The organism is Gilliamella apicola (assembly GCF_003202655.1).
Lineage (GTDB): Bacteria > Pseudomonadota > Gammaproteobacteria > Enterobacterales > Orbaceae > Gilliamella > Gilliamella apicola_R.
Genome location: NZ_QGLR01000011.1, coordinates 24,886 through 42,068 on the forward strand (window position 1 = coordinate 24,886; position 17,183 = coordinate 42,068).

The following is a 17,183-nucleotide window of genomic DNA, read 5'->3' on the forward strand; positions in this document are numbered from 1 at the left end:
ACCCAGATAAGCAAACACAAGATATTAATGAACTCAGTCATGATACCGAAAATTCCCATAGCAAACTAAAACCTGTCTTTAATAAAGAGGATGAGCAGACTAGACAAAACAAAACATCATCAGCAGCAAATTAATTCCGTGCTATTTATAATGGATATGTAGTAAGTTTTAACAGTTTTGGTTACAGTGATGAAGAAGCTAAAGTAATGGCCGGTAAAACCATTGGAATAATGATAATTATTAATGGTTTTGAAGGGAATTTTACTTTATCTATAATAAATAGAGCATTAAAAGTAAGCAAATTATTAACGGCTAATGAAAGTAAAACTAGTAATATAACGGGAAAATTAGATAAAGATTATTTTGAATCAGTATATGGAAAAGAAAACGTTCACCAAGGTGGTGGAAATTATAAAGAAACAAAGGATAATATAAATAATAATCAGGCAGCAAAACAACTGCCGAGTATGTCAACTCAAACAGGAAAATGGATGGATACCAATACCCGTTTTAAAGTTGAAGGTGGGCAAATGACGACCCAACTTGGGCAAGGTAAAGGAATGGAAATTTTTAATAATAATATTGTCCATTTTGAAAAAGTGCAATAAAAGTAAAGAATTATGCTATTAAAGTTAGAAAATACAAAAGTGCCTATGAAATTGGTATATCTTCTTTCTGAAGAGTTACAAGCTAATCCAGAAAAGATCACTTTAACTCAAGCTCTCACAATGGATCATTCAAGACCTAATATGGGTCTTAAAGGTACTAGTGGTCTTTTTGGCTCCCAAGAATGGTGGAATAGTATTGAGCAAAATAAAATGCCTTTACTATTTATTTCAGGAATTATAACTAGAACCTATGTCGCCGGACAAGATCCATCATTGATAGATAACAGCTTCAGTTTATTATTAGATGATGGATCAGTATGTGAAGAAGGTATTTATAACTATATAAAAGAAGATGATAAAAAGCTTTTTAGAGTCGGATCCAAAGTTAATATTATTTATGCTCGTGATGAGTTGAAAAGAAGTGGGGCTAATGGAGAAAAGATCTATTTAGATATAGTGCTAGAAATGGCAGTTTCATTAGCACCTGTTGAATAAGCATTAATCCCCGCTTTTACCAACGGCGATCTTTTATTGCTTTTTAGAGCTGCATCGCAAGTTAAATAATTAACTTGTTGCGCTCAATTTTCACCACGACAGCCTGTCCGACATAAAAGCCAAGCTGCTCAAGCCAGCGTCCTTTAACGATGAGCTGTGGTCTTGGGTTGGGTTGCCCGCCGTTGAGGCTATAACCAACTGAGAAAAGCAAATCAAACCGTAGCGAACGCTGCATAATCGATCATTAACGGCCAAGCATGGGATGCAATTAAAGATAATTTTGTTAAAGCTGCTGATGGTGATCAGATAGCCCTAGAGAATTCAGCGGCATTGTTAATTGGTATAATTACACCGTCTAAAGGATTGGGAAATGTAGGTAAGACAGAAAAACTTATCAATAAATTAGATAAAGTTATTTCAGATGCTAATAAAGCAGGTAAATTGGATGAGGCATTATCTGATGTTAACAAATTAGACAAAGAATATTTTGAAAATCAGTATGGTAAAAATAATGTTGAGCAAGGATTTGGTGATTATAAAGAAACAAAGGATAATATAAATAATAATCAGGCAGCAAATCAACAGGACAATAAAAACAGTAATTTTGATGAGCATATAGTAAATGAGAATGGCTTAGAGAATGCTAGAAAGGGGACTGGAGCTGCTACTCAATCTAATAACAAATATTCTGGTGGGCTAGTTAAAGTAAATAAACCTGATGCAGCAGATGCATTTGCTCAAAGGATAGGTGGTGAGTCAGGAGTTAGGTTTGCAAATGATGGTAGGGAATTTGATAGCATGAGTGATATATACATTGCTCAAATCAAGCCAGCTTTATAGCAAGTAAATAAGAGTGTTAGAGACCAAATGAAAGCTACCTTTGAAGCTGCGAAAGATTCAAATAGATCAGTATATTATCACTTTGAGGGGCAACCGTCTGAATCGGTAATTAATAAACTTAATAAATATAGTAACCGTTACGGAGTAAAAGTTGTTATCGATACTAAACCTCTTAACCCAAAATAATAAGGTAATTAAATGGTTGAATATTACGGTTGGATATCTATAAGTGATTCCACATATGAAAGTGATGATAAAGCACTCTCTTTAGTACTCGAAAAGTTACATGTATTTATTAATGAATATAAAATAAATGATTCATTAGGGATTTTAAAATTACATCAGGTAAATAGAGTAACTCAGTTATTAGTTAGTGGATGCAGAAATCATTTTTCTCAGGAATTAATTGATATTTTTAAGCTCTATGAGTATGTAGCTAAGATAGCAGTTGGTTCTTATGGACTACTATATATTAGAAATGACGAGTCGGAAGATGCTTTTAATGAATTTGAGGTTTTTGTCTTAGCTAGAGGTGAAATTAAAAAAGAAAAAGATCCGTTCTTATCGCCTTGTATACCAGTGATTGAGGATGATGAGGAATAGAATTAATCCCCCCCACTTAACCTGTGGGGGATTTTATTTTACCTCTTAGCTCAGCCCCTCAATTACCGATAATCAACAATCCTTGTTGGACATTAATGATTACTGGCTAACAATTAGTAAAGCCAAAGGTTTCCAGCGAGCGACTTTTAATTGTCAGCTGCGGTTTAAGGTTGAATTGCTAGACGTTGGGTCTGTAACCAATCATTTATGACCACAACGATGAGGCCTCGAATATTACCCATGCGGCAATCAGTAACGGTGAGTTAATCATTCGAGACCCAGATAAGCAAACACAAGATATTAATGAACTCAGTCATGATACCGAAAATGCCCATAGCAAACTTAAGCCAATCTTTAATAAGGTGGTGCAAATAGAGATCCAACCAAAGAGAATGTAGTCGAAAATATAACAGAAAACCAAAAAGGGAATGATACTAGCTCTTTTGGGGAATACAAAAAATTAGAGGATAAAGTTCAAGAAGATTTAGGTATATGACCGCCAAATAGTTGAGTTTATGGACCAGTTGAAAAAGACACACCTAAACCAGAAGTAACGATTGATAGGTATGGATATGATACTGGTTACTATACATCCTCAGAAGGTACAACTTTTGAATATCGAGCAATACCTTCATCTTCATTAGAGAAACCTTTTGAAGTCTATGAAATAATAAAACCACTAGAAGATATATCACAAAGTAAAGCTTTATCGTGGTTCAGTTAGGTCAAGGAAGGCAATGTAAGTTATCAAAAGCTATAAAATGGTATGTAGATAATGGTTATATAAAAGAGGTAATAAAATAATGAATAGAGATGATTTAAAAAAAATTTTAGATGTTAAAAAAGTTCCCCATATGTCCTATAGTCTTAATGGACTTAAAGATGGTGATTGTCTTTGTATTGTTCAAGATAATAAAAAATGGCTATTAGTTCATAATGATCGTGGTAGTAAAAACTATATAGGTGATTTTAATTCAGAAGATGAAATTTGTAGCGAATTCTATGCAATTATGAAAAGAAACTACAATTGGACTAATTAATTGAAAACATAATAGTAAGCACAATAGATGAATATATCTTATTAACTCTCAGTTCTACAAGCCCTATCGCAGAATTAGTTTAACTATTTATCAATTATGCGAGCTACTTCCCAAGTTGAAGAATCAATACCGATCACATTTTAAATGGTGAGATTAAGACTTATGAAAGTGGCAAAAAGGTTGGAACAAGAGGACATTATTTAAAAGATCCAAATATTAAAGTAGATAAGTGGACAGGTGAAGCCGATGTAAATGGTGTCACGAAAGGGTATATATCGGTCAGAGATCCTGCTACAGGTAAGTGGTATGAAAAGCAGGCTGAAACAACATTCTTCCCTAAGCATTGGTCTAAACGTCAAATTGAAAAGGAAATAAAAAGTGCTTTTGAAAATTCAAAACCACATCCTAAATATAAAGGAAGGTGGATAGGAAAGTCTTCAAGTGGAGTAACAATGGAAGGATATTACAAAAAACCTAATGGTACAGGCGCAACAGCGTGGCCGGTTTATAATAAGGGTAAATAATGTATGAAAAATAGAAAAATATATTTTGATTGGATAGATTTTTATGATGGATTCTGTCCATCAGGAATGTTGCCTGAGGAAAATATTCGATATACACCTAAACAAGGTTACGGTGTATGTGAGATTGCATGTTTTCTATTTGATGAAATCCAATACTCAGTTAACTCAGTCAATATCTGGATTAATAATCTAACCGATTTAGCAAATAGTCGAGCACCGGACGGCATGTTTGCTGTTGGTAATGCTCATTGGGTATTAATTACCGGCGATTACGTTTTTATTGGTAATGAATATGTTGAAGAGCAACAGGTGATCCTTACTAGAGAACAGCTTTTATATGTTCTGGAACAATATAAAGCCTTTTTAGAAGGGAACTACGAAGATCCTAATAATCCACCTGCTCCGATAGATGTAGAGTTTATTGCCGAAGGGCAAGAGGCGGTTGATCTCTATAATAGTTTAGAAGGAAGTCATCAAGTTTTCTATCTTGAATAACGTGGATGAGCAGACCAGATTAAACATTGTCACTAGCTTAAAAGAGTTAGGGGAACAGGTAAATACAATGAATATAAAACGAATAGAACCTCTGAATCAGCTAGAGAAATAACAGTTAAAACTGAAAGTGATACCTCATTTAGAGCCGTTATCATGTTAAAAGATGAATAAAGAAATATAACATGTATTGAATGCAAAAGTTCACAAACAGCTCCATTAACTGAGAATCAGAAAGTAGGTTTTCCTGAATTAGAAAAAAGTGGCGGGGTAATCGTTGGAGAAGGTAAACCTAACTTTGAAGGTGGAACAATAATTGCGCCGACAAAAGTTGAAATAATAAGACCAAATGAATAAAAGGCAATCAATAATATGTCAATAGAAGATACAAATAAAATTGATATGATTGGGATACTCAAGAACAATGAATCAGTAATTAGTTTGGGTATAACAGATCATTTATCATGGAATGATGAAATAAATAATCATTTATTTTTATTACAAGAAAAGATAAATAGTTATTTAAGATTCATTGAAAGTGGTGAAATATATGAAAGTTTTCCAACAGCTAAGGGAAAAGTTGATTTTCTGATAGAAGTTTTTTTCCAGTATAAAATACCACAAGAATGTATCAATTTTCTGGACAAAGTAAATGAACTTTTATCATCTACTAATATCAGATTAAGATATGAAGAAACAGATAATTGCTAGTATTAATATTGTACCAGCAAAGAAACTAGGATTTTTTTAATTATAAAAAGTCACTCATGTATCGGTCAGTGGCGGTACCAGCGGTCCGGGTATGCCGGCGACTTACCAAAACAGTGATTCAGCATCGAGCATCACCAAGTAAGCGATGGAAAAAGGTCAAATATTGATGGTAAGTTAATCATTCGAGACCAAGATAAACAAACAAAAGATATTAATGAACTCAGTCGTGATACCGAAAATGCCCATAGCAAACTTAAGCAATCTTTAATAAGGTGGTGCAAATAGAGATCCAACCAAAGAGAATGTAGTCGAAAATATAACAGAAAACCAAAAAGGGAATGATACTAGCTCTTTTGGGGAATACAATAAATTAGAGGGTAAAGTTCAAGAATATTTAGGTATATGACCGCCAAATAGTTGAGCTTATGAACCAGTTGAAAAAGACACACTTAAACCAGAAGTAACGATTGATAGATATGGATATGATACGGGTTACTATACATCCTCAGAAGGTACAACTTTTGAATATCGAGCAATACCTTCATCTTCATTAGAGAAACCTTTTGAAGTCTATGAAATAATAAAACCACTAGAAGATATATCACAAAGTAAAGCTTTATCGTGGTTCAGTTAGGTCAGGGAAGGCAATGTAAGTTATCAAAAGCTATAAAATGGTATGTAGATAATGGTTATATAAAAGAGGTAATAAAATAATGGATTTGAAAACATTAGAAAAAATCTTAATTGAAAAAAAAGTACCATCAATATCTTATAGCTTAAATGGATTTAAAAATGGAATGAGCTTATGTATCGTACTCGAAAACAATAAATGGAAATTAATTTATGTTGAAAGGAGCAGTAAAAATTATATTGGAGAATATGATTCTGAAAGTGATGTATGTGATGCATTTTATAAAATAATGAAAGATGACTATGGTTGGAAAGACTAGTTCAGTTCTGCGATTTTTATCGCAGAACTGAACTAATCATTTATCAACAAATAGAAAAACATATGTCTCCAGAACATCTTCAACAGAACGTGCAGGTCATTTTGATATATAAAGAGGCGCACAACAAGTTGACTATGCTGGTTCAATTAGATTTGGCTAGAGTGATGGAACCAGAGGTGTATTAAAAGAGTTTGATAATTCTTCTGGTCATTATAAACTTAAGACTGAAAATGCTCATCAATCTGGGTTACCATTAGATAAATTTAAGGAGCATCCTAATGCTAAATAATATTATAAATAAGCTTCCTGATGGAAGAGCTGAAAATGAGTTAGCTCATTATTTAAGAAAACTCCCCGAGCATGAAAGTTCAGCTTTGATGGAAATTTTGTTAAAACATAATTCTGATGTAGTTAGAGAATCCTCACTAAGATTGATCCCGCGTGTTATTAGGGATCGTAGTGTGTTGATAAAGTTTTTAGACATGGGATTAGAAAAAAAAAATGCCTCTGGGGCTAAGCCTTGGATTAAAGCGACGGTATCTGGATTAGGTTATAAAAAATTACTTCAGCACATTAAAAAAGTAGCTGAAACAAACCCTGATTGGATACTACATGCTTGGTATCAATTAGTTCCTCTTGTAATAAAGGAAGCTCCCGAAAAAATTCAGTATTTGCAGGAGATAGAAAAAATTATTGATGCTCATTTATGTAATGAACTAAAAGGCTCATGGTTAAGAACCAAGGAAGCTGTACCTATCTAATTAGATTTATGATCCCCACCTAATCGGTGAGGATTTTATTTTAGCTTTTAACTCCTATCTCAGCTCCTCAATCCTGATAATCAACAACCCTCACAGCGTATCGATGATGACTGTCTGACCGGTAGTAAAGCCGGAGACTTCCAGCCAGTATCCTTTAATAGTCAGTTGTGGTCTGGGGGTGGGGTGCCCGCCGTTAGGGCTGTAACCGACTGTTAAGCAGCGCATTGGCAGGGGAGTACCGTTCTGGTTTTAGTAATGGTGGTTTTTAGCTTAGAATGTGCCTTAGTCATAATTAACTCTTTTACACATAATTGCCGCAAACTATGACCACTTTATTCATATCCTAATATCAATAAATTACAATGGTAACATATATAAAAATAAAGACTATTATAGAGAAATTGATAAAGATGGTAAGCCAATAAGGTCTTGGATTGAAGATAAAAAATAGGAGTTATTATGTCAAACGACGTTTATGGTTATATATTACTTAATACTAAATTAGATTATAAAAGTACATTTAATAATTACATAAAATCTAGCAGCCTTAATATTCGAGACATTAATAAAAGAGAACTCTTCAATTATCCACCGAACTTAATACCAAATAATGAATCGTTTATATTTGATATTGCCGATGGTCCAAATTCTATTAATGCCGAATATCTAATAGATTATAGTGAGTTTGCTCCAGATACTGATATTGATTTCCCTACAGACCCTAAAGAGCGTTTAGATATTCTTATTAATACATTAATTGACATGATCAATATTACAAATACGTCAAAAATGGTTGTATCAATGACTCAGTGCAATCAAATAGAAACCATAAAAAAAATAAAGTTCGCTGAAATGCGAGACGTTATTCATGCTGATTTTGCAAAATATCAAAATCCACCTAATACACTTTATGAAATCATCTGTGAATAAAATTATAATTAAATTTTTAAGGACTTGATAATTTAGCTTGTTATAAAATATAAAGCAATTTTTTCAACTTGAATTGAAAAATTTAAAATGTCCATATGGAAAGCTGTGCTATCAAATGTGCATCATTAACTTTTCTTTTTAAGTGGTAATAGTGACAGTTTGTCCTGTTGTGAATCCAAATTCATTCAGCCAATTGCCTTTAATGATAAGCGGTGTGTCGGTAACACCTTTACCAAGGTTAGGATGATAGCCAACGGTATAATGGGAAACCGATTAATTGCCCATGCAATACTTAGAGCGGTAGTGGATGAGCTACAAGGCAACTCTGCATTATCAGGAGTTGTTGGTGCAGTAAGCGGAGAGCTAGCGAGTAAAGCAATTATCAACACCCTTTATGGTGGTAAAGATGCCAGCGAGTTAACCGAAGATGAAAAACAAACCATCAGCGCACTGTTTCAACTAGCATTCGGCCCTTGCCGTAGCTTCCGGCGGTGGTAATTTTGGTGATACCAGTGCGGTTATTCGTAGTAAAAATGTAGTGGTAAAAATGCGGTGGAAAATAATACGGTAGCTCACATTGCTATGGTTGCTTGGCGAGTAATTCGTCCAAGTGCACTCGGCGAACCAGTTACCATTACTGCTGCAGATGTCTTAATAGCAAGAGGTTTAAGTACCTTGAAGGCACAAGCCTTTTTAGATGGTTTACCATATGAGCAACAAAGCTTAATTAGGTTAGCATTAGTCGATCCTGCTGGAGATAGTTACTTTGAAGAAGCGGTATTAAAAACTTATGAAAGATTCGGAGGGGCTAATCAATTATCAAGTGAATCAAATAGTAACTCAGATAGTCAAGCATCAGCAGGAACCCAATCTGAATCAACCACGGTGGATGGAGGGGGTAAGCTTACATCCTCATGATAATGATAAAAACAAGCCAAACGTAAAATAAAAGAAGAAAAATTAAATGATCTTCCTGATAATGTTCAAAATATATATTCTAAATATGAAAAAAATGGTTGGAATGGTAATTTTAATGGTCAGACCTTAGGAACTACTGCTGGTATAAAATTCAAAAATAGTGATAATCAATTACCTAAAGTGGATAGTAAGGCTAATCCAATTACTTATAGAGAATTTGATGTCAATAATAAAATAGTAGGTCAAGTGAGAGATGCTGAGCGTTTAATTAGAGGAAGTGAATTATACAAACAATTATTACCAAACATTCATAAAATTAATTAAATAGAGAACAACTAATATGAATAATCAAACTATTTGTATTGCTAAAGGACAAGAAAAACAATTTATTAAAAAAACAATTTAAAAAATTATTATATTGCCAAACTGGATGGTTCAAATATTCGTACACTTAATGACTATATGAATGCAATAATTATAGCTTTCAAGATCCCTAAAAATATCTTCACAAACACTAATAGTATTGATGCATACAATGACTGGATTAGAGATCTAACATGGATAGATCAATATGATGGATATATATTAATTATTGAAAATTTTGAACAGATGATGAGTTCTTATCCAAAAGAAAAAGGTATTATAATGGATGAGTTTCGCGAGACTATTTATCCTTTTTGGCAAGATGAAGTTTTACATACTGTTGTAGATGGAAAAGCTAAAGGTTTTTTTGTATTACTTATTGATTAATATTTTTATTAGTTTTATACAGTTATTTCCAGCTCTGCTATCATATAAATACCCTTCATGTGGAAGAATATTAATTGAGAGTGATAAAGATCCTAATTATTTTGATTCATATGTAAAAGAAGATTAGCATTTTTGAATTACTTCTCAGTTCTGCATCGTGATCTTCCGATAAAAGTGTTTGGAAAGGGGACTGGTGTAACAACAAATATAGCGCAGGACGGAAATGCTATAACCAAACCTTCATCAAATCAGCTCCAGCCAGCGCCCCTTAATGGTGAGCTGCGTTCTGGGGGGGCTAAACCTGCCGTTCGGCATCTACAAGGTATAAAATTGCTCCGTGGTCAGCTGTATTGGTGCTTTTCATGTGATTGATTTTAGCGAGAGTGTGCCTTTACCATAGTTAACTCTTTTACGCATAATTCCCGCAAACAATGACAACTTCATCCATATCTTAATATCAATAAGACAGCACATACACCTCAATTATTTTTACAAAACAAATCTCAATAAACCAAATCAAGATAACTATTATCTAAAAAATATAATCAACCTATTATGGTGGTTGCAGGAAAAGGTGGATAGATTTTACTGCCGCTAATAACGCTGACATAAAAGGTGTAGTGATAGTGTTTAAGGCAGAAGAGTCTAGAAGTATTACTTATTATGAAAAATTTAACGTATTAAAATATAAAGGCCATTCTAGAACAATTGATAAAGATGGTAAACCTATAGGTGATTGGATTTTAGATAAATAATACTAAAAAGGAGAGTTAATATGTCTAGCTTTGTTTGTGGTTATATAGAACCAATATTAAGTCAGAATAAATTAAGTAATTTATCTGACTATATAAAAAATAGTCAATTGGGAATAGAAAAAATCTCTAAAGATTGGTTAATTAATTATCCTGACTATTTAATTCCCAATGATAATATATTTACTTTTTTAATCGGCGATGTTCCCGGTTATCCTAATGCTACTTACTTAATAGATTATTGTGAATATGCTCCGGATACTGATATTGCTTTTCCTCCGGATCCTAAGGAACGTTTAGATATACTCATTAATACATTGATTGACATGATTACCATTACTCGTGCATCAAAAATGATAGTTTCAATAAATGAATGCGATCAAATTGAAACCATAAAAAAAATAAAGTTTACTGAAATGCGAGACATTATTCATGCTGATTTTGCAAAATATCAAGCCCCACCAGATACACTTTATGAAATCATCTGTGAATAAAATTATAATTAAGTTTTTCAGAACTTGATAATTTAGCTAGTTATAAAATATAAAGCAGTTTTATCAACTTGAATTGAAAAATTTAAAATGTCATATGGAAAGATGTGCTCTCAAATCAATATTTTTGCCATCATAGAGCTCAAAACGAAAATAAAACGGTATAGAGTTCTCAATTATTTTTATAAAACGAGTAAAAACCTTGCAAAAATTGTAAGATAACATGGTCGAAGGGTAAATAAAGATGAGTAATTTAAATATAGATTGGAAACCCGAATTTGGAACAATATTTACTTGGTTTGCAATGGATAAATTTGGTCGAGTTGCCGTGATGGTAAATAATTGTTTTGGTGATTTACCTAAAGCTCTTTTATCAATCAATAATGTAGAATCATTATTAGATCAATTAACTGATTATATGTGGGAAGACTCAGAAATATTCAAGAATTACTCTAATAATAAAAGTGGTTGTACTATATTAGATCTCTATTCCGGTTTAAGATTTGATTATTTAGCGACGAGAAAAGATATTGAACAACTTATACAACAACGTTCTAATTATCAACAAAAACCAGTTGAATGTAATTTACCATCAAGAAAGGGATTGTTTGTTTATCATGGAATTGAAGGCAGTATCGAAGGAGAAGATTACCCGGTAGGTTATGAGGGAGTAACTAAAATGGGCGATTATTTTAGATATTTAATGCCAACCATATATGCCTCGATTGAGGATTTTCCAGAAGAACTTCGACATGGGGTAGCCACTTCTGACACGGTTGATTTTACTACTGATAGATTGTTTGATAACGATAAAATCAACGAATACTTTCCAAAAATGTATAAGAATTAAATATTAACTCCAACCCTAAAAACTGGAAGTTTAAGTTGTCTAGGTCATAGCTGAAAATAAGGAAATAATAGGTTATCAATTTGTTATTTTTATAAATATTATTTTTTAATGAGAAATTCCGTATTAAATCAGTCGGTAATTTATTAAGCTTTAAACTTCTGGAATGTAATCATAAAGACGAAGCGTTATATCTTTAGCCTCGATTATAATGTAGCTTAAGGGGATTTGGTTAGTAATGGTCGTGAACAATATAACGCATATGGTTACCAATAATCATACTATCATGGCAAACTATATCTATTTAGATTAATTAACTAGTAACAAAGCAGTAAAAATCTAATTATTTTTGTGTAGCTCATATCCTTTTTTAAAAACACTAATGCAGGAAAGGGATCGAGTACTGCAGTTAATAATCAAATTACAAACACTATATAAGATTCGGTTAAAGCGACGAAACCCACTATGCCAAGAAAATTGATTGTTAAGACTTTTGAATTAACAACTAATGGTCAAACTATTTGGATTAATCAAATTGCAATAAAACATATGAACCAATATATAACATTTAATAGATTAGATTATCGCATAGTACTTCTGAAGGAATTCAAACAATGTTATCTAATCTTCAAAATGCCATTAAAGAAGTTTCAGTACAAAGAATTAAATTTAATAAGAAAGCATATTCAGTCCTTTAGGAACTAATATTTAGTTAATGAGCTTCTGATTTTTATATAAATTTAATAGATTGAAAGATCAAAGTCATTCAACTGACCATTTTATCAATAAGGATAAATAATATATGAAAGATAATTATTTAAAATTGGTTGACGTTAATTTATCGTTTTTTTCTATTAAATTAGATAAAAATGAAGCTATTATTGAAATTTTAAATATGGATAATGGCGAAGAGGTTTGCACCATTAATATAAATAACATTATCACATTACAATATCAAAATAATATTGGTGAAGAGGATATTTTACCTGCATATATAGGTGAACTTGAAATATTAAAGAACCTAGATAATCAGGTATTTTATTTAAAGATGCAAGGTTGGGTAGATTTATCCTTAGTTTGTGTAAATTGTTCTATAAGTTATCCATATACAATATAGTTGTTCATCAAGATTCTTCGCCCCAAGAAGGGGGGATCTGTGTTTTTTCTTTTTATTACTTAGATTTAGTGGAGATAAGCCTGAGTTTTGCCAAATACTCAGATGATATCGTATCTATGAAATAACAATCATTGGATGAACATATCATAGTAAAAAAATTTGTGATGAATGATTAACATTAATCGGTTGACTATGCTTTATCAAATACTCACCATTTCATCAGAGCGTTGCCAATGACCTTAGCGTAGCAAAATCTACCCTTTAATAAACAGGTAATAATTATGAACTATAATATAACTAAAAATGATATTAAGCTTAATTGGCAAGACTTATTATGGGGCTATGAGCACCATTTTTTGGGATGGAAAGATGTGGTCAATTATGCAAATAAAAAAGTAATTGAAGAATCAAATTATGATGAATCAGTAATTGAATTATCAATGATAGATAAAACGACAACCTTTAAGATAGAAAAATTACTTAAAAATATAGTTAAAGAAGAGCGTTTTTATCATACTGATAAATGGTTATATATCATTCTATTAGATTTATTTAATAAACGAGAGAAATTAGACGATCAATTAGGAAAAGTTGAGGAAATTTATGAGAGTTTCGCTTACCCTGAAGAAATAGAATCTTTTGTAAGGTATATGCCAAGTACTGATGATTATGATCCAAATAAACACACGTACGAAGAAAATATTAATCGATTATATTTAAACTGGGAAAATTATTTAATTTCGAAGAAAGAAAAGTTTATTGATTAAATACTAAATGATAGCCCCTCCGCCTTAAAAAGATACCAACGAATTAACCGAAGAAGAACAAATCATCAACGCTCTATCTCAACTAGCATCTGGTCTGGCGGTATCTGCCGGCGGTGGTAATTTTGGCGATGCCAGTGAGGCTATTAGTAGTAAAAATGTGGTTGAGGATAATAATGTTGGTTTAACTATTGTTAAAGCCGCTCAATCGGCATGTAACGAAGATACAATTTGTGAACAGCAGGTTATATCTGAAGGAATAGATAATTATAATGAGATGATAATAGAAGGTGGTAAGCTACAATTAATAGCTTTGGGTGTGGTTATTGCAGCTACAGAATCTGGAATGGAGGCTTGTGCAGCTAATCCGATATTATGTGCAAATTAAGGTGCAATTTGGGGGATGTAAACTGTTGGCGCAGAAACAATGCCTGCTGCGGGATTAGAAATAATTGCATCTCAATTAGCTAATTCAGGTGCGATAATATTAGATACAGTAGCTATTGAATATGATCTGAATAAACTTAGGATTGATTTAAAAATAGGATCTGATGGAGCACGAATGACTGATTTGGTTTCAGCTTCAGCTTTAAATAAACAAGGTCTAAATAATGCTAGGTTTATTTCAAAGGCATCAATAGAAACACTTTTTTTCCCTAACTTCTAATGGAAATTCAGCTATTGTAGCGATGAAATTAGATAGAAGCTATCACGCAGTTGTTGTCGATGGAATAAAGGTCAGAAAAGGATAGCCTGTTGTCTCGGTCAGAGAACCAGCAGAAGGGCTTCAATATTTTACTCCAATAGTTAAATTTAAAAGTAAATTCACAGGACAGGCAATTTTTACTAATTCTAAATGAAAATAGCGAGGGGATATGTTATTGTCAATTGAGGATGCCATTGTAAAGAAAATCGATGGTTTTATTGAATTAAAAGCTTATTTTTATATTTTAGGTGGTATAAATGAGATGGCTTTTTTAAGTGATAGTAATGATGGTGATTTTGAAAAGATAATAACCTTACCAGAAGATATTATTCCTCAAGTAATAGAACAAGATGAAACTTTTGGGGTTTTAGTAGGAGGAAAATATGCTTATTATGCTATGAAGGCTATTGTTAAGGGAGTTATTACTATTGTGAATGATCAACATTTTTTTAATATAGTAGAAGAATTAACCTTGATAGAAAATGATAGACGTCAGGTTTTTACATTTAGTATCAGTTGATTGTCATTAAATCTCATTAGTTTATATGTGTAATACATAGTTTTTAGCTTACCTCTAATTCCCTTTTCCTCAAAGTTTTAAGGAAAAGGGATAGATATTATTACTGATTTTAATTTCACATTAACGTTGTATTAATTAGTTCGTTTAGTCTAGTTTTTCAAATCCAGATGTCTAAAATTATTTTCGGCGACTTATTATTGCCTTATTACCTGTCGATTCATATTCAAATATCAATAAGACGGTATCCACTCCTTTATTGGAGGCTTGATAGGTGGTAGTTCATCATTTGTTGGCTATGGCGTAGGAAAATTAGTAGAAAACCCATTACAATCGTGGTTTAATCCAGTTGCTAATAAATATATTCATGAAACAAACAGAGGATTTTTGGGGATCACAGGTCATTATACAGAAAGTTCTATTCCTGCTTGGGGTGGTTCTTTAACGAATTCTGGTACTAGCGAGTTGTTTAATAAAATAGTAAACGATCATTTAAAGGAAAACAATAATGAAAAGAAATAAAAAATATATAGCTTTGATTTTTTTGTGTACTGCGATACCGATTTACTTTTTTTTATTAATTATGATTTTTAGTGTTATGATTTCTTTATGTTTTTATATTATAAAAGGTAACTTTGTATTCTATACAGAAAATATATATACTGCCTCTAAATTGGCCTTTTTTTTAGGCATTCCTGCTGGAATTGTTTTTTGGATTGGAGAATGCCGTCGTTTAGGAATTAAGATTTTTGGTAAATAACTAAAATCCCAGTCTAAAAACTGGGATTTTTTTATATCTAAAATTTACTTCGTAAGTTCACCAGTGGCCTAGCTGGCGCCAGTGCGCCATGGCTGGCTGAGCAGATAAAACTGCACACCGGGCATATGGGTGAAGATGGTAAATGGCAAACCGATGATATTGCCGGCAACTTAATTGCCCATGCAATACTTGGTGCAGTAGTGTCTGAACTGCAAGGCAACTCAGCATTATCAGGAGGTGTTGGTGCAGTAAGCGGAGAGCTAGCGAGTAAAGCAATTATCAACACCCTTTATGGTGGTAAAGATGCCAGCGAGTTAACCGAAGAAGAACAAATCATCAGCGCACTATCTCAACTAGCATCTGGTCTGGCGGTATCTGCCGGCGGTGGTAATTTTGGCGATGCCAGTGCGGCTATTAGTAGTAAAAATGCGGTTGAGGATAACTTGTTGTCAAATAAATAAAGTGTTGAAAAATTGTACAAAAAAGTAAGGTTTTATATAAAAAATTAAAGGACGCTGGTATTCATGATATCGATGATCTATAAGCTAGAAGAACTCGCTCAAATGCATAGTACAAGAAAAATTATTCAAGGTGGTAAAGATGGTTGGTATAAAATATTAGGGAATGATGCAAAACCGTTTCAAAAATATCAACTCAATAAGCAAGGAAGTTCATTAAAACCGAATGTCAGTAATATCAATATTCTTAATAAAAAAGGAATAATATGATCGATATGCGCTATTTTAAAGATAATATTGCCCCTCAACTAAGTAACTATAAATTAACTTACAGCTCATATCCGAAGGGAGACTTTGGTAGTTTAGAAAGAGTTGTAATTGAAGGAAATGGAAAAATTGCAGGTATTGATATCTGGTCAAAAGGTTGGTTAGATATTGACATTTATGATCTACTTGTTGATAAGCAGGTAATGAATGTACTTTTAGAACCAATCGAAATTCAAAAACAAGAAGATTCAATTAAGCAATTTTTGGATATATTATTAAATGAAAAATAAAATAGAAATTATTCATGGCGATATTACTAAAATTCCTGTTGATACAATTGTAAATGCCGCAAATAGTTCTTTATTAGGAGGAAGTGGTGTTGATGGTGCAATTCATCGTGCTGGAGGAAAAAAAATTCTAGATGAATGTCAAAAAATACGAGCTAAGCAAGGAAGTTGTAAAGTGGGGGGAAGCTGTAATTACTACTGCTGGTAATCTACCAGCTAAATATGTCATTCATACCGTAGGTCCTCGTTGGAATGACGGTAGTCATAATGAGGTTGAATTATTAAAAAATTGTTACATAAATTGTTTTAAACTTGCTTATGAAAATGGTGTAACAACCATTTCATTTCCTAATATAAGTACTGGTATTTATAGATTTCCAAAAGATAAAGCAGCAGAAATTGCCTTACAAACGATTAAAGATAATCTATTCAACTACCCTTGTATAGAGAAAGTAAATATTGTTTGTCATGAGGTTGAAAACTATGACATATACCGTTCTATTTTGATGGGTTGATTAGCAAATTTATATAGATTAATTAAAATACTTCCTATTGTATTTTAAACATACAAAAAAATAACCATGATATTATTAAT

Annotated in this window: 30 protein-coding genes and 4 pseudogenes; 31 read left to right on the forward strand and 3 right to left on the reverse strand. The window is 32.4% G+C overall.

Features of this window, described 5'->3' with window-relative positions:
- Positions 1–206: 206 nt before the first annotated feature.
- Together DKK70_RS09415 and DKK70_RS09420 are read left to right on the forward strand one after the other, a co-directional pair.
- Positions 207–608, forward strand: coding sequence for a hypothetical protein (locus DKK70_RS09415; RefSeq protein ID WP_110433774.1), 402 nt, complete (start codon positions 207–209; stop codon positions 606–608).
- A gap of 12 nt (positions 609–620) precedes the next feature.
- Positions 621–1,103: a hypothetical protein gene (locus DKK70_RS09420; protein ID WP_110433775.1), complete on the forward strand. Its 483-nt coding sequence runs from the start codon at positions 621–623 to the stop codon at positions 1,101–1,103.
- Positions 1,104–1,164: 61 nt separating this feature from the next.
- Here DKK70_RS09420 and DKK70_RS09425 read toward each other — a convergent pair whose 3' ends face one another.
- The gene (locus DKK70_RS09425) at positions 1,165–1,338 is read right to left on the reverse strand and encodes a SymE family type I addiction module toxin (RefSeq protein WP_110433776.1); all 174 of its coding nucleotides are present in this window, start codon (positions 1,336–1,338) and stop codon (positions 1,165–1,167) included.
- Between the two features lie 206 nt (positions 1,339–1,544).
- Here DKK70_RS09425 and DKK70_RS17225 point away from each other — a divergent pair.
- The 10 genes and pseudogenes from DKK70_RS17225 (at position 1,545) to DKK70_RS09480 (ending at position 7,024) form a co-directional block, all read left to right on the forward strand.
- Positions 1,545–2,129, forward strand: a pseudogene (locus tag DKK70_RS17225) (restriction endonuclease fold toxin).
- 12 nt (positions 2,130–2,141) lie between these two features.
- The gene (locus tag DKK70_RS09435; RefSeq protein ID WP_110433777.1) at positions 2,142–2,546 is read left to right on the forward strand and encodes an Imm7 family immunity protein; all 405 of its coding nucleotides are present in this window, start codon (positions 2,142–2,144) and stop codon (positions 2,544–2,546) included.
- Positions 2,547–3,102: 556 nt separating this feature from the next.
- The gene (locus tag DKK70_RS17540; protein WP_110433825.1) at positions 3,103–3,270 is read left to right on the forward strand and encodes a TNT domain-containing protein; all 168 of its coding nucleotides are present in this window, start codon (positions 3,103–3,105) and stop codon (positions 3,268–3,270) included.
- Between the two features lie 79 nt (positions 3,271–3,349).
- Positions 3,350–3,586, forward strand: a complete 237-nt coding sequence (locus DKK70_RS09445) for a hypothetical protein (protein WP_110433778.1) — start codon at positions 3,350–3,352, stop codon at positions 3,584–3,586.
- A gap of 137 nt (positions 3,587–3,723) precedes the next feature.
- A complete protein-coding gene (locus DKK70_RS17545) occupies positions 3,724–4,110 on the forward strand; it encodes an EndoU domain-containing protein (protein WP_375334980.1) in 387 nt (128 codons plus the stop codon).
- Between the two features lie 3 nt (positions 4,111–4,113).
- Entirely contained in the window at positions 4,114–4,605 is a 492-nt protein-coding gene (locus DKK70_RS09455) for a hypothetical protein (RefSeq protein WP_110433779.1), read from the forward strand.
- Between the two features lie 369 nt (positions 4,606–4,974).
- Complete coding sequence (locus DKK70_RS09460) at positions 4,975–5,313, forward strand: DUF6572 domain-containing protein (RefSeq protein ID WP_110433780.1); 339 nt, start codon at positions 4,975–4,977, stop codon at positions 5,311–5,313.
- A 457-nt stretch (positions 5,314–5,770) separates the two neighbouring features.
- A pseudogene (locus DKK70_RS17550) lies at positions 5,771–5,947 on the forward strand (TNT domain-containing protein); the annotation flags it as partial.
- Positions 5,948–6,026: 79 nt separating this feature from the next.
- Positions 6,027–6,263 (forward strand): hypothetical protein, encoded by a 237-nt coding sequence (locus tag DKK70_RS09470; protein WP_110433781.1) that lies wholly within the window; start codon positions 6,027–6,029, stop codon positions 6,261–6,263.
- Between the two features lie 278 nt (positions 6,264–6,541).
- The gene (locus DKK70_RS09480; protein WP_110433783.1) at positions 6,542–7,024 is read left to right on the forward strand and encodes a hypothetical protein; all 483 of its coding nucleotides are present in this window, start codon (positions 6,542–6,544) and stop codon (positions 7,022–7,024) included.
- A 90-nt stretch (positions 7,025–7,114) separates the two neighbouring features.
- Here DKK70_RS09480 and DKK70_RS17555 read toward each other — a convergent pair whose 3' ends face one another.
- Positions 7,115–7,249: a SymE family type I addiction module toxin gene (locus DKK70_RS17555; protein ID WP_110433784.1), complete on the reverse strand. Its 135-nt coding sequence runs from the start codon at positions 7,247–7,249 to the stop codon at positions 7,115–7,117.
- Positions 7,250–7,483: 234 nt separating this feature from the next.
- Here DKK70_RS17555 and DKK70_RS09490 point away from each other — a divergent pair, with 234 nt between their 5' ends.
- Entirely contained in the window at positions 7,484–7,954 is a 471-nt protein-coding gene (locus DKK70_RS09490) for a hypothetical protein (protein WP_110433785.1), read from the forward strand.
- Between the two features lie 138 nt (positions 7,955–8,092).
- On the opposite strand, the gene DKK70_RS17560 is transcribed toward DKK70_RS09490, so the two are convergent.
- Positions 8,093–8,161 carry a hypothetical protein gene (locus DKK70_RS17560; RefSeq protein ID WP_375334981.1) on the reverse strand — a complete coding sequence of 23 codons (69 nt, stop codon included), beginning with the start codon at positions 8,159–8,161 and terminating at the stop codon, positions 8,093–8,095.
- Between the two features lie 54 nt (positions 8,162–8,215).
- Here DKK70_RS17560 and DKK70_RS09500 point away from each other — a divergent pair, with 54 nt between their 5' ends.
- From DKK70_RS09500 to DKK70_RS09590, 18 genes and pseudogenes are all read left to right on the forward strand, one after another.
- Positions 8,216–8,452 (forward strand): VENN motif pre-toxin domain-containing protein, encoded by a 237-nt coding sequence (locus DKK70_RS09500; RefSeq protein ID WP_181415965.1) that lies wholly within the window; start codon positions 8,216–8,218, stop codon positions 8,450–8,452.
- Between the two features lie 54 nt (positions 8,453–8,506).
- Positions 8,507–8,872, forward strand: coding sequence for a hypothetical protein (locus DKK70_RS09505; RefSeq protein ID WP_110433787.1), 366 nt, complete (start codon positions 8,507–8,509; stop codon positions 8,870–8,872).
- A gap of 27 nt (positions 8,873–8,899) precedes the next feature.
- A complete protein-coding gene (locus tag DKK70_RS09510; protein ID WP_110433788.1) occupies positions 8,900–9,196 on the forward strand; it encodes a ribonuclease domain-containing protein in 297 nt (98 codons plus the stop codon).
- Positions 9,197–9,298: 102 nt separating this feature from the next.
- Positions 9,299–9,622 (forward strand): barstar family protein, encoded by a 324-nt coding sequence (locus DKK70_RS09515; RefSeq protein WP_258363934.1) that lies wholly within the window; start codon positions 9,299–9,301, stop codon positions 9,620–9,622.
- 626 nt (positions 9,623–10,248) lie between these two features.
- Positions 10,249–10,377, forward strand: a complete 129-nt coding sequence (locus tag DKK70_RS17230) for a hypothetical protein (protein WP_258363925.1) — start codon at positions 10,249–10,251, stop codon at positions 10,375–10,377.
- Positions 10,378–10,397: 20 nt separating this feature from the next.
- Positions 10,398–10,868, forward strand: a complete 471-nt coding sequence (locus DKK70_RS09525) for a hypothetical protein (protein ID WP_110433791.1) — start codon at positions 10,398–10,400, stop codon at positions 10,866–10,868.
- A 241-nt stretch (positions 10,869–11,109) separates the two neighbouring features.
- Positions 11,110–11,715: a hypothetical protein gene (locus tag DKK70_RS09530; protein ID WP_110433792.1), complete on the forward strand. Its 606-nt coding sequence runs from the start codon at positions 11,110–11,112 to the stop codon at positions 11,713–11,715.
- Positions 11,716–12,514: 799 nt separating this feature from the next.
- Entirely contained in the window at positions 12,515–12,829 is a 315-nt protein-coding gene (locus DKK70_RS09540) for a hypothetical protein (protein WP_110433794.1), read from the forward strand.
- A gap of 281 nt (positions 12,830–13,110) precedes the next feature.
- A complete protein-coding gene (locus DKK70_RS09545) occupies positions 13,111–13,596 on the forward strand; it encodes a DUF2247 family protein (protein ID WP_110433795.1) in 486 nt (161 codons plus the stop codon).
- 49 nt (positions 13,597–13,645) lie between these two features.
- Positions 13,646–13,981, forward strand: a pseudogene (locus DKK70_RS09550) (hypothetical protein); the annotation flags it as partial.
- 39 nt (positions 13,982–14,020) lie between these two features.
- Positions 14,021–14,260 (forward strand): hypothetical protein, encoded by a 240-nt coding sequence (locus tag DKK70_RS09555; RefSeq protein ID WP_110433797.1) that lies wholly within the window; start codon positions 14,021–14,023, stop codon positions 14,258–14,260.
- Between the two features lie 208 nt (positions 14,261–14,468).
- Positions 14,469–14,819 (forward strand): hypothetical protein, encoded by a 351-nt coding sequence (locus DKK70_RS09560; protein ID WP_110433798.1) that lies wholly within the window; start codon positions 14,469–14,471, stop codon positions 14,817–14,819.
- A gap of 264 nt (positions 14,820–15,083) precedes the next feature.
- Entirely contained in the window at positions 15,084–15,338 is a 255-nt protein-coding gene (locus DKK70_RS09565; RefSeq protein WP_110433799.1) for a hypothetical protein, read from the forward strand.
- Entirely contained in the window at positions 15,325–15,576 is a 252-nt protein-coding gene (locus DKK70_RS09570; RefSeq protein ID WP_110433800.1) for a hypothetical protein, read from the forward strand. Before DKK70_RS09565 ends, DKK70_RS09570 begins: the two co-directional genes overlap by 14 nt.
- A 125-nt stretch (positions 15,577–15,701) precedes the next feature.
- Positions 15,702–16,037 carry a VENN motif pre-toxin domain-containing protein gene (locus DKK70_RS09575; protein WP_110433801.1) on the forward strand — a complete coding sequence of 112 codons (336 nt, stop codon included), beginning with the start codon at positions 15,702–15,704 and terminating at the stop codon, positions 16,035–16,037.
- A gap of 63 nt (positions 16,038–16,100) precedes the next feature.
- Positions 16,101–16,304: a hypothetical protein gene (locus DKK70_RS09580; protein WP_110433802.1), complete on the forward strand. Its 204-nt coding sequence runs from the start codon at positions 16,101–16,103 to the stop codon at positions 16,302–16,304.
- Positions 16,301–16,591, forward strand: a complete 291-nt coding sequence (locus tag DKK70_RS09585; RefSeq protein WP_110433803.1) for a hypothetical protein — start codon at positions 16,301–16,303, stop codon at positions 16,589–16,591. Before DKK70_RS09580 ends, DKK70_RS09585 begins: the two co-directional genes overlap by 4 nt.
- A pseudogene (locus DKK70_RS09590) lies at positions 16,581–17,103 on the forward strand (O-acetyl-ADP-ribose deacetylase). The gene DKK70_RS09585 and the pseudogene DKK70_RS09590 overlap by 11 nt, the downstream one beginning before the upstream one ends.
- Positions 17,104–17,183: the final 80 nt, after the last annotated feature.

Bases quoted from the DNA above. Each gene is read 5' to 3' on its own strand.
- DKK70_RS09415 (WP_110433774.1), top strand. From the start codon at position 207: ATGGCCGGTAAAACCATTGGAATAATGATAATTATTAATGGTTTTGAA.
- DKK70_RS09420 (WP_110433775.1), top strand. From the start codon at position 621: ATGCTATTAAAGTTAGAAAATACAAAAGTGCCTATGAAATTGGTATAT.
- DKK70_RS09425 (WP_110433776.1), bottom strand. From the start codon at position 1,338: ATGCAGCGTTCGCTACGGTTTGATTTGCTTTTCTCAGTTGGTTATAGC.
- DKK70_RS09435 (WP_110433777.1), top strand. From the start codon at position 2,142: ATGGTTGAATATTACGGTTGGATATCTATAAGTGATTCCACATATGAA.
- DKK70_RS09445 (WP_110433778.1), top strand. From the start codon at position 3,350: ATGAATAGAGATGATTTAAAAAAAATTTTAGATGTTAAAAAAGTTCCC.
- DKK70_RS09455 (WP_110433779.1), top strand. From the start codon at position 4,114: ATGAAAAATAGAAAAATATATTTTGATTGGATAGATTTTTATGATGGA.
- DKK70_RS09460 (WP_110433780.1), top strand. From the start codon at position 4,975: ATGTCAATAGAAGATACAAATAAAATTGATATGATTGGGATACTCAAG.
- DKK70_RS09470 (WP_110433781.1), top strand. From the start codon at position 6,027: ATGGATTTGAAAACATTAGAAAAAATCTTAATTGAAAAAAAAGTACCA.
- DKK70_RS09480 (WP_110433783.1), top strand. From the start codon at position 6,542: ATGCTAAATAATATTATAAATAAGCTTCCTGATGGAAGAGCTGAAAAT.
- DKK70_RS17555 (WP_110433784.1), bottom strand. From the start codon at position 7,249: ATGCGCTGCTTAACAGTCGGTTACAGCCCTAACGGCGGGCACCCCACC.
- DKK70_RS09490 (WP_110433785.1), top strand. From the start codon at position 7,484: ATGTCAAACGACGTTTATGGTTATATATTACTTAATACTAAATTAGAT.
- DKK70_RS09500 (WP_181415965.1), top strand. From the start codon at position 8,216: ATGGGAAACCGATTAATTGCCCATGCAATACTTAGAGCGGTAGTGGAT.
- DKK70_RS09525 (WP_110433791.1), top strand. From the start codon at position 10,398: ATGTCTAGCTTTGTTTGTGGTTATATAGAACCAATATTAAGTCAGAAT.
- DKK70_RS09530 (WP_110433792.1), top strand. From the start codon at position 11,110: ATGAGTAATTTAAATATAGATTGGAAACCCGAATTTGGAACAATATTT.
- DKK70_RS09540 (WP_110433794.1), top strand. From the start codon at position 12,515: ATGAAAGATAATTATTTAAAATTGGTTGACGTTAATTTATCGTTTTTT.
- DKK70_RS09545 (WP_110433795.1), top strand. From the start codon at position 13,111: ATGAACTATAATATAACTAAAAATGATATTAAGCTTAATTGGCAAGAC.
- DKK70_RS09555 (WP_110433797.1), top strand. From the start codon at position 14,021: ATGCCTGCTGCGGGATTAGAAATAATTGCATCTCAATTAGCTAATTCA.
- DKK70_RS09560 (WP_110433798.1), top strand. From the start codon at position 14,469: ATGTTATTGTCAATTGAGGATGCCATTGTAAAGAAAATCGATGGTTTT.
- DKK70_RS09570 (WP_110433800.1), top strand. From the start codon at position 15,325: ATGAAAAGAAATAAAAAATATATAGCTTTGATTTTTTTGTGTACTGCG.
- DKK70_RS09575 (WP_110433801.1), top strand. From the start codon at position 15,702: ATGGGTGAAGATGGTAAATGGCAAACCGATGATATTGCCGGCAACTTA.
- DKK70_RS09580 (WP_110433802.1), top strand. From the start codon at position 16,101: ATGATATCGATGATCTATAAGCTAGAAGAACTCGCTCAAATGCATAGT.
- DKK70_RS09585 (WP_110433803.1), top strand. From the start codon at position 16,301: ATGATCGATATGCGCTATTTTAAAGATAATATTGCCCCTCAACTAAGT.